Here is a 15,420-nt window from a genome sequence, read left to right as displayed (position 1 = left end):
TATCGGTCGCGTGAACACCGCGTGCCCGCAGAGCTGGCGTCCGTCCTAGCGACGGCCACCACTTCCGCACGCGCGGGCCGTCCCATCGGACGGCCCGTTCTGTGTTTCCCGGGTCGTCCACGACCTCCCAGGGAGACAGAGATGACCACCCAGACACTGAGCCTCGAGGACCGGATCGCCGCGCGGCCCGGCGACTTCCGCGTGCTGACCGGTGACCGGCCCACCGGACCCCTGCACCTCGGCCACTACTTCGGCACCCTGCGCAACCGGGTCCGCCTGCAGCACAGCGGCGTCGACCTGGTCGTGGTGGTCGCCGACTACCAGGTGCTGACCGACCGCGACGTCGCTGAACGGCTGGTGCCCACGGTCGAGGGGCTGATCCTCGACTACCTCGCCGCCGGGCTCGACCCGGACCGGGCGACGATCTTCACGCACAGCGCGGTGCCGGCGCTCAACCAGCTCGTCCTGCCGTTCCTCAGCCTGGTCAGCGTGCCCGAGCTGCAACGCAACCCGACCGTCAAGGACGAGATCGCGCACTCGCGGCAGAGCTCGGTCAGCGGGCTGATGTTCACCTATCCGGTGCATCAGGCCGCCGACATCCTGTTCTGCAAGGGCAACCTCGTGCCGGTCGGCCAGGACCAGCTGCCGCACGTCGAGGTCACCCGGACGGTGGCCCGGCGGTTCAACGAGCGCTACGGGCCGGTCTTCCCGGTGCCCGAGGCGTTGCTGGGCGCCGCGCCGCTGCTGCTGGGCACCGACGGGACGAAGATGAGCAAGAGCCGTGGCAACGCGATCGCCCTGTCGGCCACCGCGGACGAGACCGCCCGGCTGATCCGCGGGGCCAGGACCGACGCCGACCGGCACATCACCTTCGACCCGCAGACGCGGCCGGAGGTGTCCGGGCTGGTCCAGCTCGCCGCGCTCTGCCTGGACCAGGACCCGCACGAGGTGGCCGCGACGATCGGTGCCGCCGGGGCCGCCGCCCTGAAACGGACGGTCACCGAGGCGGTCAACGAGTTCCTGGCGCCGATGCGGGCCCGGCGGGCCGGGTACGCGCAGGAACCGTCTCTGGTGCGGGAGGTGCTGCGGACCGGCAACGCGCGGGCCAACGCCGTCGCCGACCAGACCCTGCAAGAGGTACGGGAGGCGATGGGCACCCGTTACTGACGTGCGGTCACCGTGGCCAGCAGCTCGGGCATCCGCCTGTCCAGCATCGGACCGGCCAGGCGGAGCCCGAGCAGCAGGGCGCCGGCGCCGTAGACCAGGCCCAGCGGCAGGCCGGCCCACAGCCAGACGTCATGGGCCAGGAACGCGACGAGCTGCATCGGCACGGTGATCAGCGCCGCACCGAACAGGGCCGCGAAGGTCAGCAGTCCCTTGGCCATGCCGCCGCCCGAGGACAGGGCGAACGGGTTGGCCGTGTCGGGCAGCGCGTAGGCCACCCGGACCGAGATCGGCAGGACCAGGGCGAGGCCGACGCCGTACGCCGCGGCCAGCATGCCGATCAGGGCGGGGATCGTCTCCGGGCGGCCCACGGCGACCCCCACCACGATCGCGATCACCAGCAACGCCGGGACCACGTACACGGAGAAGCCGGCGACCCGCGAGGTCAGCTCAAGCCGGCCGGGGACGCCGGCCACGACGTTGGCCGCGTAGGCACTGCCCTCGAAGCCGAACTGGTTGGCCAGGCTCACCGCGGCCAGTGCGCCGACGAAGATCAGCATGCCGGTCGGGGCGCCGGCGGTGCCGCTGCTCACGCCGATGAACACCGGCAGGAAGATGCCCACCACGCTGAAGGTGATGAGACTGGCCCGCCGCCGTGTCTCGCGCCACCAGTACCGCATCTCGCGGGCGGTCAGCGCGCCGAACCGGGTGCGGGGCAGCCAGCCCGGCACCAGCTGGGCGACCGGCTTGCGCACCGAGGCCGCCCGCTCCCGCCGGCCGGACCGGCCGACCGAGCCGAGCATCGCGCGTTCGAGGGTCGCCGACCACCACCACAGCAACAGGCCGATCGTGGCCAGGACCAGGACCAGCTTCACCGGTACGGCCCACAGCCGGCCCGCGGCCACATCCAGACCCATGCTGTACGGCGCCCCGAACGGCGTCCAGGCGACCACGTCGGCCACTCGGGCGATGCCGGCCCAGTCGGCGTTCTCGGCCCCGGCAAGGGCGGCCAGTTGCAGCGGCCCGAGCAGCGCGGCGACACAGGCCAGCAGCACGGTGGCCAGATCGCGGGCCCGCCGCGACCGCAACGCCGTGGCGAAGGCGCTGGTCAGCGACCGGCTGATCGCCGCGCAGAGCAGGATGCCGGTCACCACGCCGACGAACTGGACGAGACCGGCACCAGGCCCGCCGAGCCGCGCCGCCGAGTCGACCATGCCCAGCGTCCCGGCGAAGGTGGCCAGCGCGGGCACCCCGGCCAGCGACGCGACGAACAGACCCCGGATCAGCGTGCGCCGGGGCAGCGGCAGCAGCGCGAAGCGGGCCGGATCGAGGGACTCGTCCACGCCGAAGAAGACGAGCGGCAGGAACAGCCAGCCCAGCACGAGCAGACCGCCGGCCAACGGCAGCGCCACCTCGGCGGCCCGCTGCTCACCGAGCAGGCCGGGCAGGCTGAATAGGGCGTATCCGCCGACAGCGGCGCACGCGGCGAGGACCGCCCCGAGCACGAACAGGGCCACCCGCCAGGTCTGACCTCGCAGGCCGTTCGCGGTGATGCGCAGCTTGAGCTTGACGAAGTGCCGGACGCCTACAGCCACGCGAGTTCCGACCCCGTCGCTGTCCGGCCGCCGACGACCTCGACGAAGACGTCCTCCAGCGAGCGCTCGCCGCGGACCTCGGCGAGCGTGCCGCCCAGCCGGATCGTGCCGTCGGCGAGGATCGCGACGTGGCTGCACAGCCGCTCGACCACGGCCATCACGTGGCTGGAGAAGACGACCGTGCCGCCGCCGGAGACATAACGCTGCAGGATGTCGCGGATCAGCGCGGCGGACACCGGGTCGACCGCCTCGAACGGCTCGTCCAGCACCAGCAGCCGGGGCGCGTGCAACATGGCACAGGCCAGGCCGATCTTCTTCTTCATGCCCGCGGAGTAGTCGACGACCATGGTGCGGTTGTCCGCGCCCAGGGCCAGGACGTCCAGCAGCTCGGCGGAGCGCTGATCGACGACGCCGGCGTCCATCCCGCGCAACAGCCCGTGGTACGCCAGCAGCTCAGTGCCGGTGAGCCGGTCGAAGAGGCGTACGCCGTCGGGCAGCACGCCGATCCGGGCCTTCGCCGCGGCCGGGTCGGCCCACACGTCGTACCCCAGGATCCGGGCCTGGCCCGCGTCGGGCCGCAGCAGGCCGACGGCCATCGACAGGGTGGTGGTCTTGCCGGCGCCGTTGGGGCCGAGCAGGCCGAAGAAGGAGCCGGCCGGCACGTCGAGATCGATGCCGGCGACCGCCAGCTTGGTGTCGAACCGCTTGACGAGACCACGCAGCGCGAGCGCCGGATCCGGGCTCAGGCGCTGGTGGGGAACCGTCATGTCCCCGAACCTAACGGTTGGTGAGCGGCCCGGGCCACCCCTGCGGATGGTCCGGGCCACTTGTCACACCTGGAAAGGGTGGACCCCCGTTCATCCCACCCGTTCGATCACGGCGCGCCGGATGAGGAACTTGCCCGCCTCGCGGACCTCCTCGAAGGCGGCGTTGTTGAGCAGCACGCAACTGCCCGACGGGGTCGCCACCTTGACGGTGATGCTCTTGTTGTTGTCGAGGTTCGTCACCTTGAGCGTGGTGCCGATCGGGAACGTGCCGCTGGACGCCGCCGGTGCGCCGCCCTCACCGGACAGGGTCACGGTCGAGCCCTTGCAGACGACGTCGCCGGTCGCTGCCCCGCCGGCCGGCGCCTTGGTCGGGGCGGCCTTGGTGGGGGCCTGGGCCGGGGCCTTCGTCGGCGGCTTGGTGGCCGCCTTCGTCGGCGCGGCCTGCACGTTCCCGGTGCAGCCGGCGGCCGCGCGGCGCTGGTTGATCAGGTCGACGACGGCCTGCCGGTTGGCGATGCGCGCGTCCGAGAGGGCGTCCGGGTTGGCCCGCTGACCGGCGATGAAGTCCAGGTTGTTGCGCAGGGCGCCGTCCAGGCCCGCGCAGTTCTCGCCCGCGCTGCTCATGCCGGTGCTCACCGCGAACGCCCCGCCGGCCAGTGTCGCGGCCGCCACGCCGATCAGCAGTTTCCGGGCCCGGCCGCTCATCCTGTTCCTGCGGTACATGCAGCGCTCCTTCGCGTTCGTCCGGCTGCCCCGTTGCAGCATCGTTAGCTACGGGGCGGGCGCCGCGAAGAGTTCAGACAAGTTTCTTAAATATTGTTAAGGGTCATCCTCAGAGACGCAGCGACTCCGGAGCGTGCAACCGCAGCATGGTCGCCCCGATGTCGGCCGGCACCCGGCGTTTGCTCAGCAGCGAGCCGACCACCATGACCAGGAACGCCAGCGGCACCGTCCAGGCCGCGGGCTGCTCGATCAGCTGCGCCGGCCACCCGGACAGCGGCGGGCCGAGCACCGTGATCAGCACCGCGGCCATCGCGGCCCCGCCGCCGGCCAGGATCCCCGCCACCGCGCCGACATCGGTGAGCCCCCGCCACCAGATGCCGAGCACGAGCAGCGGGCAGAAACTCGACGCGGCCACGGCGAACGCCAGCCCGACCACCCGCGAGACATCCATGTTGGCGACGTAGATCGACAGCGCCATCGGCACAATCGCGGCGAGCACGGTGGCCAGTCGGAAGTCCCGCACGGAACCACCCCGGTCGGCATGCAGGATGTCGGTGAAGACCACCCCGGCGACGCTGGTGAGCAGGCCCGACGAGGTGGACAGGAACGCGGCCAGGGCGCCGGCGGTGACCAGGGCACCGAGGAACTGACCCAGGTGTCCGCCGCCGAGAGCCGCCTCGGGCAGGAGCAGCACCACGGCGTCGGTCCGGCCGGTCATCAGCAGCTGCGGGGTGTAGATCCGGCCGAGGACGCCGTACAGGGTGGGCAGCAGGTAGAAGCAGCCGACCAGGGCGAGAACCACCAGGGTCGTGCGCCGGGCCGAAGCGCCGTCGGGGTTGGTGTAGAAGCGGACCAGCACATGCGGCAGGCCCATCGTGCCCAGGAAGGTGGCAAGGATCAGCGAATAGGTGGCGAAGAGCGTGGTGTCACCGCCGGGCAGCAGCCAGTCGGCGCCCCGGTGGTCGTCGACGGAGCTGACCTCGGGCACGGCTTCGCCGGCCGCGAAGGTGCGCTCCTCGCCCTCGACGACCCGGCTCTGCGAGCCGTCGGGCAGCGTGAGGGTCGCCGCGTCGGTGAAGGTCACGGTCGTGGTCGCCGAGAACGCCGGGCCGGCCGGGGGCGTCACGGCCGGGCGTCCGTCCGACTGCCACTGCATGACCAGGAAAATCACCGGTACGGCCAGAGCGGTAAGCTTCAGCCAGTACTGGAACGCCTGCACGAAGGTGATCGCCCGCATCCCGCCCAGCGCCACGTTCGCGGTGACGACCAGACCGACGAGCAGCGCACCCCACTCGTACCGGCCGCCGGTGACCGTGGTGAACGTCAGGCCGGCGCCCTGCAGCTGCGGCACCAGGTAGAGACAGCCGATGAAGACGACGAAGACGGTGGCGAGCCGGCGCAGCACCGGCGACCGCAGCCGCACCTGGCAGAAGTCCGGCAGGGTGAACGCACCCGAACGGCGCAGCGGGGCGGCGACGAACAGCAGCAGGGCGAGATAGCCGGCCGCGAAACCGACGGGATACCAGAGCACGTCGACGCCGTAGCGCAGCACCAGGCCGGCGACGCCGAGGAAGGACGCGGCGGAGAGGTACTCGCCGCTGATCGCGGCGGCGTTCCAGCTGGGGCTGACCGAGCGGGAGGCGACCAGGAAATCGGAGGTGGTGCGGGCGAAGCGCAGCCCGTACGCGCCGATCCCGACCGTGATTGCCACGACCAGGATCAGCCCCGGGACGACGTACGGGTTCACCCTTCCGGCCTGTTGATGACGGCGGTGAAGTCCTGCTCGTTGCGCTCGGCCCAGCGCACGTAGGCCCAGCCGACCCCGATCAGGAACGGGAAGGAGAGCAGGCCGAGCAGCAGCCAGGGCAGGTTGACGCCGAGCAGTTTGGCCCGGCCGACCGCGGGCGCCACGGCGAACAGCAACGGCAGCGCGCCGAGGCCGGTCACCACGACCAGCGAGAGCCGCAGGGCGAGCGCCAGCTGGGCCCGTACCAGTCCCTTGACCAGGGCTTCGCCGACCGGCGTCTGTTCGGCGAGGTCGGCCCGCGCGGGGTCGGGCGCGGGCCGGCGTGCGGCCGCCTCACCGAGGACGACGCGGGTACGCCGTACCTTGGTGCCGTCCGTCGGGTCGCCGTCCATGCCCGGCAGTCTTGCCGCCGCCGCGCCGATGTCAAGACACGACCTCGGCACGGCGTGCGCAGCTGCCTCCCCGGTCAGTACGAGGGGTAGTCGCCCGGGCAGGTTGACGGTGCCGGCGCCGGCTTGTGAGCCAGCAGGTCCCGGGCCTGATGCCGACCGAGGTTCCAGCCGCGCCAGTCGTCCTCGTTCTGCTTGAGGTCGGCGGCGATCGGGGCCAGCACGCAGTTCCGGTCGGCGCCGGTCAGCCGGTCCAGAGCTGGGACGGCGTCGGCGGAAAGGTTCGACAGGTACCGGGTGTCGATCCGGTCGGTCTGCTCGTACCGGGTGACGTTGTGGTCGGCGATGAGCCGGTCCGGGTTGGCACCGGCCAGGCCGAGCAACGCCAGTACCCCGGCGGCGACCACGGCCCGGGGCAGCCAGAGCGCGGTGAGCCGGATGCCCGCGATCAGGATGAGCACGAAGACGAGGCCCAGCCACAACTCGCAGAGGGAGACGAGCAGGCGCAGCCGGGTCAGGCCGTACGTGTCGGCGTAGAGGTCCATGCGATGCGTGGCCGAGGCGACCACGACCAGGGTGAGCAGGGAGAGGGCGCCGAGGATCACGCGGATCAGAACGCGGTCGGTGCCGGTGTCCCGCGGAGCCCAGCGGGCCGCCCCGGCGAGAACCACGAGCGTCAGTCCGGTGACGACCAGCAGCTGCCAGAAACCGCCGCGGGCGTACTCGGCGTAGGTCAGGCCGTCGGTGTCCAAGACGTGCTTCGACCCTCCGAACAGGACGGTGAGCTGCACGGCGACGAACATGGCGAACAGCAGCACCAGCAACGTCAACGGCACCGCCCACTCGAGCCGGGCGACCCGACGACCGCCGGGCCGCTCCAGCCCGTCGAGATCCGGCGGCGCGGCCCGCAGATACGCGGCGCCGCCGAGCACGAACGCGGTGACGACGAAGACAAAGACCCAGCGGAAAACGGTGACGCCATTGATGTCGGGCATCGCCCGGCCGACCAGCTCGGCGAAGGCGGCATCGGCCGAGGCGAACAACGAGCCGAAGACAACAAGAAGTGCGACCGAGACGGAAACCGTGGCGGTGACCCGTAGACCCTTGCCACCACCCTTTGCGCGGACGGCGGTGAACCCGCGCCGGACCCAGGGCAGAGCGCGGAAGCTCGCGAGTGGAGCCATGAGCACGGCGACGACCATCGCCCGCAGGGATCGCCCACCGGCTACGGCCAGCGCGCCGGTGACCACGGCGGTGCACAGGCAGAGGAAGAACAGCCAGCCCGCGGCCCGGAACGTGCCGACGGCGAGCAGGGCGACGGTGGCTGACGACCAGAAGTAGCGGGCCTTGCTGAGAGGTCGGGGGCCGCGGCGGACAAGCGGGGCCGGGCCTGTGGTTTTCGGCTCGGGATCGGGCACGATGCGGGCGACGACCAGCGCGGCCACGCCGGCGATCGCGGTGACGAACCAGCCGACGCCGGCGCGGTCGAGAGGAACGCTGAGGGCGGCCACCGCGGCGGCGACCAGGAGGGCGACGATGGTTGCGCGGGAGGCCGGGCGGGTGGGGCCGGGCCAGCGGTTGCCGAACAGGGATACGTCGGCCCATGGTCCGTGCAGCTGGGCTACCTGCAGGGCGGTCGGCTGCGCGCCGGGAGAGCCGGGCTGCCTCGGTGTGTGTTGCGCCGGGCCTGATCTCGCCTGGCCTTGCTGTGCGGGGCCTTGTTCTGACGGGCTTTGTCGTGCCGCGCCTTGGTGTGCGAGGCCGGGTGTCGCCAGGGCGGGTTGTGCGTGGCTGGTCCGGGCGGTGGGCAGGGCTGTCCGGCTTGCGGGGGCGCCCGATTGGTCGGCGTTCTGTGCCCGGATCCATTCGGGGGTTGCTACGCGCTTTGTCTGGGCCACCGGCTCAGCAGGCGATGGCGTGGCGACGGGTCCGCCCGGTGCGGTTGCCGGACCGGGTCCGGTTGGCGAGGCCGAGGTTCGAGTGGGGAGCGGGGGTGAAGCTGGGCTGCCCACGGAGCTGGCTTCTACCGGACCGGCGCCCGCTGGGCCGCCAGCAGCCGGGCCGGCGGCTGCGGGCCCGCCTGTTGGCGACGCCGGCGGAACTGCCCGAGTCGGCCAGGACGACGCAGGCCCGGCCTTGACCTTGTCGCCGGTCGAGCTGCTGCCGGACGGCTGAGCGGGCGTCGCCGACGCAGCTGCCTGATCACCCGCTGAGTGATCAGGGGCGCCGGCCGGTTCGTTCTCGGGTGTCGGGGCTTGGTTTTTGGACACGGTGAGTTCCTCCTCCGGGAGGGTGAGAGCCGAACTACGTCAGGAGAGCGAGGGACGGACCGGCTGCAACGGCAGAGTCACGTGAATCAGGCAGCCCGGCCGCTGCGCCTGCACAGTCGTGCCTGTTGGGCCGGCGGCGGTCGGGGGCCGGACCGGGTCGACGACCGCGATCGTTCCGCCGTGGAGCTGGACCACCCAGTGGGCGATCGCCAGACCCAGCCCCGTGCCTCCGTCCTTGGCTCGTTCGCCTCGGGTGAAGCGTTCGAAGACCCGGTCGCGGTCGGCCGGGGGGATGCCTTCGCCCTCGTCCGCCACCGCCACCACCACGTGGTCGTCGTGGCGTTCGGCCCGGACGGTGACCGTGCCGCCCGGCGGGCTGTGCCGAGCCGCGTTGTCGAGCAGGTTGGCGAAGACCTGGTGCAGGCGTTCGCGGTCGCCTTCTATGCGCAGGGCCGGGGCTGCGACCACGAAGTGGACGTCGTGGCCTGCCCCGTCCGCGTTCACTGTTGCTTCGCGGATCACGTCGTTCAGGAAGCTTCGGACGTCGATCGGTGCGCTGGCCATCGGGACCACGCCGGCGTCCAGGCGGGACAGGTCGAGCAGCTCCGTGACCAGGCGGCCGAGGCGTTCGGTCTGGGTCAGGGCGGTGCGCATTGTTTCCGGCTCCGCGTCGGAGACGCCGTCGACGATGTTCTCCAGCAGGCCGCGCAGGGCCGTGATCGGGGTGCGGAGTTCGTGCGAGACGTTGGCGATCAGCTCGCGGCGTTGCCTGTCCGCCGCGGCCAGGTCCGCGGCCATCTGGTTGAACGCCGTGGCCAGCTCGCCGATCTCGTCGCGGGACGTGGCGCGGACCCGGCGGGTGTAGTCGCCGCGGGCCATCGCCCGGGCCGCGTCGGTCATCTCCCGCAGCGGGACCGTGGTGCCGTGCGCCGCCACCTGCAGGGTGACGAGCCCCAGGGCGACCGCGATCGCGAACCAGGACAGCTCCACGCGCATGAAGTCGAGGCTCCACCAGAAGATCAGCAGGCCGACGCCGCCGGCCAGGCCGAGCGCCACCGACAGTTTCGCCTTGATCGAGCGGACCGGGTCGAGTGGGCGGGGCAGCAGGCCGAGCGCGGGCGCCAGCCAGCCGAGGGCCAGGCTCAGCGGCAGCGACACCCAGCGCAGCAGGCGGCTGACCAGCCGTGAGTTCATCGTTCGACTTCCAGGGCGTACCCGACGCCGTGGACCGTACGGATCAGGTCGGCGCCCAGCTTGCGGCGCAGGCCCTTGATGTGACTGTCGACCGTGCGGGTGCCCGAGGCGTCAGCCCAGCCCCACACGTCGGCGAGCAGCCGTTCCCGGGGCAGCACTGTGCGGGGACGGCCGGCCAGGTGCACGAGCAGGTCGAACTCCGTGGGGGTCAGTCTGGCCTCGACGCCGGCCCGCTGGACGCGGCGCTCGGCCAGGTTGATCTCCAGGTCGCCGAAGCGCAGCAGCTGTGACTCCGCCGGGGTGGGGTCGCTCGGGGCGGAGCCGCGGCCGGCCCGGCGGAGCAGGGCGTGCACCCGGGCGGTGAGCTCGCGCATCGAGAACGGCTTGGTGAGGTAGTCGTCCGCGCCGACCGCCAGGCCGACCAGCAGGTCGGTCTCGTCGTCGCGGGCGGTGAGCATGAGGACCGGCACGCCGCGTTCGGCCTGGATGCGCCGGCACACCTCGAGACCGTCGAAGCCGGGCAGCATGACGTCGAGGACGATCGCGTCGGGCCGGGTGCGCCGGGCGGCGTCGACCGCGCTGGGGCCGTCGCCGGCGATGTCGACCTCGAAGCCCTCCGCGCGCAGCCGGGCGGCCACCGCCTCAGCGATGGTGCGTTCGTCCTCGACCACGAGGACCCTCTTTGCCGTCACCGCGCCCCCTCTGCTCCGCCCCGCATCGTGCGCGGCCGGTGCAAGGCCGGCATGCCCCCGTGACCGCCGGTCTGCCCCGCGTCGAGCAGCCTATTGATCAGTCGTGCAGGGGCGGGGGTGGCTTTGTGGACAACCTGTGAAGATGATCGGCCTGTGGATAACTCTGGGGATAACGCTGTGGGGTTGTGGATAACCCTGTGGATCCGGTGGGGGTAACGGGGATTCAGCGGGTCCAGTCGTGTTTCGCGGCGCGGATGAGCTTGTCCTTCAGCTCCCGGGTGTGGCGCCGGCTCACCGGCAGCTCGGCGCCGTCGATCGCCACCACGTAACCCGATTGGGTGAGCCGAAGCTCGGCGACCAGGCGCAGCTGCACCAGGTACGAGCGGTGGATGCGGACGAAACCGGCGTCCGCCCAGCGCTCGGCCAGCGTCGCCAGCGGCACCCGGACCAGGTGGGACGCGTCGACCGTGTGCAGCCGGGCGTAGTCACCCTGCGCCTCGACCCAGCGCACCGACGAGCGGGGCAGCATCCGCGTGGTGCCGGCCAGCTCGACCGGGATGCTGGGCTCGTCCTGCGGCTTCGCCGGTGGCGGGGGCGGGGTGGCGCGCAGGCCGGCCACGCGGCGCAGGGACTCGCCCAGCCGCTCGGAGCGGACCGGCTTGCGGACGTAGTCGGTCACACCCAGGTCGAACGCGTCCACCGCGCCGTCGTCGTACGCGGTCACGAACACGATCGCCGGCGGCCGGGCGAACCGGTGCAGGATCCGGGCGAGCTCCATGCCGTCCAGCCCGGGCATCCGGATGTCCAGGAACACCGCGTCGACCTCGGTGTCCCGCAGCACCCGCAACGCCTCGGTGGCGTCGCCGGCGCGGTGCACGAAGGCGACCCGGTCATCGGCGTTGAGCAGGTACGCAAGCTCGTCCAGGGCGGGCGGCTCATCATCCACAGCCAGCACGACGAGGCTCATGCCCGTACCCCGGGATGGAATTTCGGCACCCGCATGCTCACTTTCGTCCCCGCGCCCGGCGCGGTCTCCACCACCAGCCCGAAATGGTCTCCGAACACCGAGCGCAGCCGCTCGTCCACGTTCGAGAGCCCGACGTGCTGCCCGGCGTCGTCGTCGCGGGCGTTGACCGCCTCGGCGATGCCCGCCGCGAGCACCGCCGGGTCCATGCCGACCCCGTCGTCCTCGACCGTGATGTGGCATTCGGCACCCGCGTCCCGGGCTTCGATGCTCACCATACCGACGCCCGGCTTACGCGACAGTCCGTGCCGGACCGCGTTCTCCACCAGCGGCTGCAGGCACAGGAACGGCAGGCCGACCGGCAGCACCTCGGGGGCGATCTGCAGGCGGACCTGCAGGCGGTCGCCGAACCGAGCGCGTTCGATGGTCAGGTACCGGTCGATCGAGCGCAGTTCCTCGGCCAGGGTGGTGAAGTCGCCGTGCGCGCGGAACGAGTAGCGGGTGAACTCGGCGAACTCCAGGATCAGCTCGCGGGCGCGTTCCGGGTCGGTGCGCACGAAGGAGGCGATGGCGGTCAGCGCGTTGTAGATGAAGTGCGGGCTGATCTGGGCTCGCAGGGCGCGTACCTCGGCGCGGGCCAGCCGTTCGCGGGAGGAGTCCAGCTCGGCCAGGGCCAGCTGGGAGCTGGCCCAGCGGGCGGTTTCCATGGTGGCCTGGACCAGGCCGGGCGCGGGCTGGTCGTCGGCCACCGCCACCAGCGCGGCCACGGCCTGCCCGTCGGCGCCGGTCAGCGGGGCGACGACCGCGCCGCGCACCACGCAGTCCATCCGGTCGCAGGGCAGGTCGGCGCCGCCCAGCACGATCGAGCGGTTGGCCCGGACGGCCCGGTCGGCCGCCGCGGTGAACTGGGCGCTGTGGTGCCCGCCGCGCCCGTCGAAGGCCAGGCACCGCTCACCGTCGGCGAGGGTGAGCCCGGGCGCGCCGACCAGGCGTCGCAGATGCCGCGCGGCCTTGGCGGCCGACGACGGGGTCAGCCCGGTACGCAGCGGCTCGGCGGCCAGTGAAGCGGTGTGCAGTACGTCGTACGTGGCCCGCTGTCCCGCCGTGGCGATCCCTCGCCGGGCCCGGAGCCGCAGCACGGCGACGACCGCACCGACCAGGGCGGCCAGCACGGCAAGAACCGCCAGCACACTGCCGACCTGACCAGCCACGCACGCATCCTGACCGGAAAGTTCCGGAAAAACCAGCTCAGGGAGTTAATACGCGCCCTTGCGCTTCAGGACTACCCAGATGGTTCGCCAGAGGATGCCCAGGTCGTACGTGAGGGACCAGTTGTCGACGTAGTAGAGGTCCAGCCGGACCGCCTCGTCCCAGGACAGGTCCGAGCGGCCCGACACCTGCCACAGGCCGGTGATGCCCGGGCGCACGAGCAGCCGGCGCCGCACGTCGCCCAGGTAGTCGCCGTCGTCGGCGGGCAGCGGACGCGGCCCGACCAGCGACATCTCGCCCTTCAGCACGTTGATCAGCTGGGGCAGCTCGTCCAGCGAGGTGGCCCGCAGCTTGCTCCCGAACCGGAAGATCCGGGGATCCTCCTTCATCTTGAAGAGCATGCCGTCGGCCTCGTTGAGCTCCTCCAGCGTGGCCTTGCGTTCCTCCGCGTCCACGTCCATGGTCCGGAACTTCCACACCCGGAAGGTGTGGCCCTCGTGGCCGACCCGGGGCTGACGGAAGAAGACCGGGCCGGGGCTGGCCATCTTGATGCCGATGGCGATCACGGCCAGCACCGGGCTGAGGAAGAGCAGGCCGAAGAAGGCGGCCACCCGGTCGAGCAGGTTCTTGGCCAGCCAGCCGGGGCCGGACAGCGTCGGCTCCTCGACGTGCAGCAGCGGCAGACCCTCGATCGGGCGGATGTGCACGCGCGGGCCGGCGATATCAGTGAGCTGCGGGGCGACCACCAGGTCGACGCCGGTGCCCTCCAGGGCCCAGGCCAGCCGGCGCAGCTCGCCGGGCTCGGCGCTGGCCGAGCCGCAGACCGCGATCGTGTCGCCGCCGACCTCGCGGACCAGGGCGAGCACGTCACGGCCGGCGTAGACCGGCACGGGTGTCTCGATGCCTCTGGCCGCGGAGTAACCGTCGGTGAGGTGGATGGCCACCGGGATGAGACCGGCGGCGGGGCTGCGGGTGACGGCCGTGTAGACCTCGAGCGCCTCGGGCAGTGTGCCCATCAGGATCATCCGGTGCGCGCCGTGACCGGTGCGCCGGCGGGCCACGTGCAGGACCTGCCGGGCCGAGTAGCGGCAGAACAGGATGAAGATCAGCGCGGCGACGCAGACGTAGGCCACCGTCACGCGGGAGAGCTGGGTGCGCGTGCCGAAGGCCAGCAGCGAGACCGCGGCCACAACCGTGATGGAGGAGCGGAAGACCCGCTTGAATTCCTCGCTGCCCAGCCCGAGGTAGCGCCGGTCGTAGCTGCCGTTGGCCCACAGGGTGAAGATCCAGCCCAGTGGCAGGCCGACGAAGGCGACGAAGTAGAAGATGTTCTCCCGGCCCTGGAAACCCGAGCTGGCCTTCTGGATGAAGGTGACAGCCAGCGCGCTGGCCAGGATGGCCGAGACAAAATCCAGGATGATCAAAATCAACGTGTACGGCCGGTGCCAGCGCGACAGCCGGCGGTGGGAACGGGTCCAGGCCGACCGGGGTACGCCGTTGCTGGGCGGCGGCTCCTGTTGCCACTCGAAACTGTCGTACGGCATGCCGCTCCGGCTCTTGCTGGTTCCCGGGCGTTGGAGGCTTGTGGTCACCTCGCCTACGTCCTCCCGCATCACGTACCGCCCACACCGAGAACATTACGCACCGCCACGGCCCTGGGGGCTCCGGCGGGGCCGCCGGTCCCTAGCGCGCCGCGCACGAAGCGTGGGACCGGGCCACTATACCGATGGAACGGTCCAGAAGAAGGGGACGTTGTGCCCGCTTTCCCCCACGGAACGGTTTGTGCACGCTGCGTGACTATCGGATCAACTTGGACAACCGGCGGTCGGCGAGCGGCTTTCCACCCGTCTGGCAGGTCGGGCAGTACTGCAGGCTCTTGTCCGCGAAGGAGACCTCGCGGACCGTGTCACCGCACACGGGACACGGCAGGCCGGTACGGGCGTGGACCCGCATCCCGGCGCGCTTCTCCCCCTTGAGCTCGGCGGCCTTCTGCCCCACCGAGCGGGTCACGGCGTCGGTCTCCACCTGCCGCATGGCCTCGAACAGGGTGGTGATCTGCTCGTCGGTCAGCTTGTGGGTCAGCGCGAACGGCGACATCCTGGCCACGTGCAGGATCTCGTCGGAGTAGGCGTTGCCGATGCCGGCCAGCACCTCCTGGTCGGTGAGCACGCCCTTGACCTGGCCGCGGCGGCTGCGCAGCCGCTCGGCGAACTGGTCGCGGTCGACCTCCAGCGCGTCGGGTCCCAGCCGCGACACGCCGGGCACCTCGGCGGGGTCACGCACGAGGTACGCCGCCAGTGACTTCTGGGTGCCGGCCTCGGTCAGGTCGAAGCCGGACTCGTCGTCGAGGCGTACCCGGATCGCGATCGGCCCGCTGCCCGGCTTGAGCGGCGCGGGTGACTTGAAGGAGTCGCGGTAGTGCAGCCAGCCGGCCCGGGCCAGGTGCACGATGAGGTGCAGCCCGTCCGACCGCCCCGCCACCGCCCTTGACCCGACTGAAGACTCCCCACCGAGGCTCAGATCCAGGAACTTGCCGTGCCGGCCGGCGGCGGTGACGACCAGGCCGGCCACGGCGGAGGCGGGTGGGTCGTAGGTCTTCAGCGCGCTGAAGGACGAGACCTCGAAACGCTGGACTGTACGGCCGACCGCACGCTCCCGCAGGTACGCAGCGAGCGCCTCGACCTCGGGAAGCTCCGGCACGCCCTC

The 15,420-nt window shown here is 71.8% G+C and carries 13 protein-coding genes; 1 reads left to right on the top strand and 12 read right to left on the bottom strand.

The window, feature by feature from the left end; genetic code table 11:
- Positions 1–141 precede the first annotated feature (141 nt).
- The gene (trpS, locus tag ACZ6S4_RS20570) at positions 142–1,167 is read left to right on the top strand and encodes a tryptophan--tRNA ligase (RefSeq protein ID WP_465476479.1); all 1,026 of its coding nucleotides are present in this window, start codon (positions 142–144) and stop codon (positions 1,165–1,167) included.
- On the opposite strand, the gene ACZ6S4_RS20565 is transcribed toward trpS, so the two are convergent.
- The 12 genes from ACZ6S4_RS20565 to ACZ6S4_RS20510 all read right to left on the bottom strand — a co-directional run bounded on the left by ACZ6S4_RS20565 (position 1,161) and on the right by ACZ6S4_RS20510 (position 15,414).
- Positions 1,161–2,759, bottom strand: coding sequence for an ABC transporter permease (locus ACZ6S4_RS20565; RefSeq protein ID WP_465476478.1), 1,599 nt, complete (start codon positions 2,757–2,759; stop codon positions 1,161–1,163). The two genes, trpS and ACZ6S4_RS20565, sit on opposite strands and share 7 nt — an antisense overlap.
- Entirely contained in the window at positions 2,750–3,526 is a 777-nt protein-coding gene (locus ACZ6S4_RS20560; RefSeq protein WP_465476477.1) for an ABC transporter ATP-binding protein, read from the bottom strand. Before ACZ6S4_RS20560 ends, ACZ6S4_RS20565 begins: the two co-directional genes overlap by 10 nt.
- Before the next feature lie 90 nt (positions 3,527–3,616).
- Positions 3,617–4,249: a hypothetical protein gene (locus ACZ6S4_RS20555; protein ID WP_465476476.1), complete on the bottom strand. Its 633-nt coding sequence runs from the start codon at positions 4,247–4,249 to the stop codon at positions 3,617–3,619.
- Between the two features lie 109 nt (positions 4,250–4,358).
- On the bottom strand, positions 4,359–5,996 hold the full coding sequence (locus ACZ6S4_RS20550; protein ID WP_465476475.1) for a sodium/solute symporter: 1,638 nt from the start codon (positions 5,994–5,996) through the stop codon (positions 4,359–4,361).
- On the bottom strand, positions 5,993–6,388 hold the full coding sequence (locus ACZ6S4_RS20545) for a hypothetical protein (protein ID WP_360546489.1): 396 nt from the start codon (positions 6,386–6,388) through the stop codon (positions 5,993–5,995). Before ACZ6S4_RS20545 ends, ACZ6S4_RS20550 begins: the two co-directional genes overlap by 4 nt.
- 74 nt (positions 6,389–6,462) lie before the next feature.
- Positions 6,463–7,896 (bottom strand): DUF4153 domain-containing protein, encoded by a 1,434-nt coding sequence (locus ACZ6S4_RS20540; RefSeq protein ID WP_465476474.1) that lies wholly within the window; start codon positions 7,894–7,896, stop codon positions 6,463–6,465.
- Between the two features lie 798 nt (positions 7,897–8,694).
- Positions 8,695–9,849, bottom strand: a complete 1,155-nt coding sequence (locus ACZ6S4_RS20535) for a sensor histidine kinase (RefSeq protein WP_465476473.1) — start codon at positions 9,847–9,849, stop codon at positions 8,695–8,697.
- Entirely contained in the window at positions 9,846–10,541 is a 696-nt protein-coding gene (locus tag ACZ6S4_RS20530; protein ID WP_465476472.1) for a response regulator transcription factor, read from the bottom strand. Before ACZ6S4_RS20530 ends, ACZ6S4_RS20535 begins: the two co-directional genes overlap by 4 nt.
- 223 nt (positions 10,542–10,764) lie before the next feature.
- The gene (locus tag ACZ6S4_RS20525) at positions 10,765–11,508 is read right to left on the bottom strand and encodes a LytR/AlgR family response regulator transcription factor (RefSeq protein ID WP_465476471.1); all 744 of its coding nucleotides are present in this window, start codon (positions 11,506–11,508) and stop codon (positions 10,765–10,767) included.
- Positions 11,505–12,716: a sensor histidine kinase gene (locus ACZ6S4_RS20520; protein WP_465476470.1), complete on the bottom strand. Its 1,212-nt coding sequence runs from the start codon at positions 12,714–12,716 to the stop codon at positions 11,505–11,507. Before ACZ6S4_RS20520 ends, ACZ6S4_RS20525 begins: the two co-directional genes overlap by 4 nt.
- A gap of 45 nt (positions 12,717–12,761) precedes the next feature.
- Positions 12,762–14,258, bottom strand: coding sequence for a sugar transferase (locus tag ACZ6S4_RS20515; RefSeq protein ID WP_360818182.1), 1,497 nt, complete (start codon positions 14,256–14,258; stop codon positions 12,762–12,764).
- A gap of 253 nt (positions 14,259–14,511) precedes the next feature.
- Entirely contained in the window at positions 14,512–15,414 is a 903-nt protein-coding gene (locus ACZ6S4_RS20510; protein ID WP_465476469.1) for an Fpg/Nei family DNA glycosylase, read from the bottom strand.
- Positions 15,415–15,420: the final 6 nt, after the last annotated feature.

It is taken from the genome of Actinoplanes sp. NPDC051405, assembly GCF_055586185.1.
This window is presented reverse-complemented; position numbering and strand designations above follow the sequence as displayed.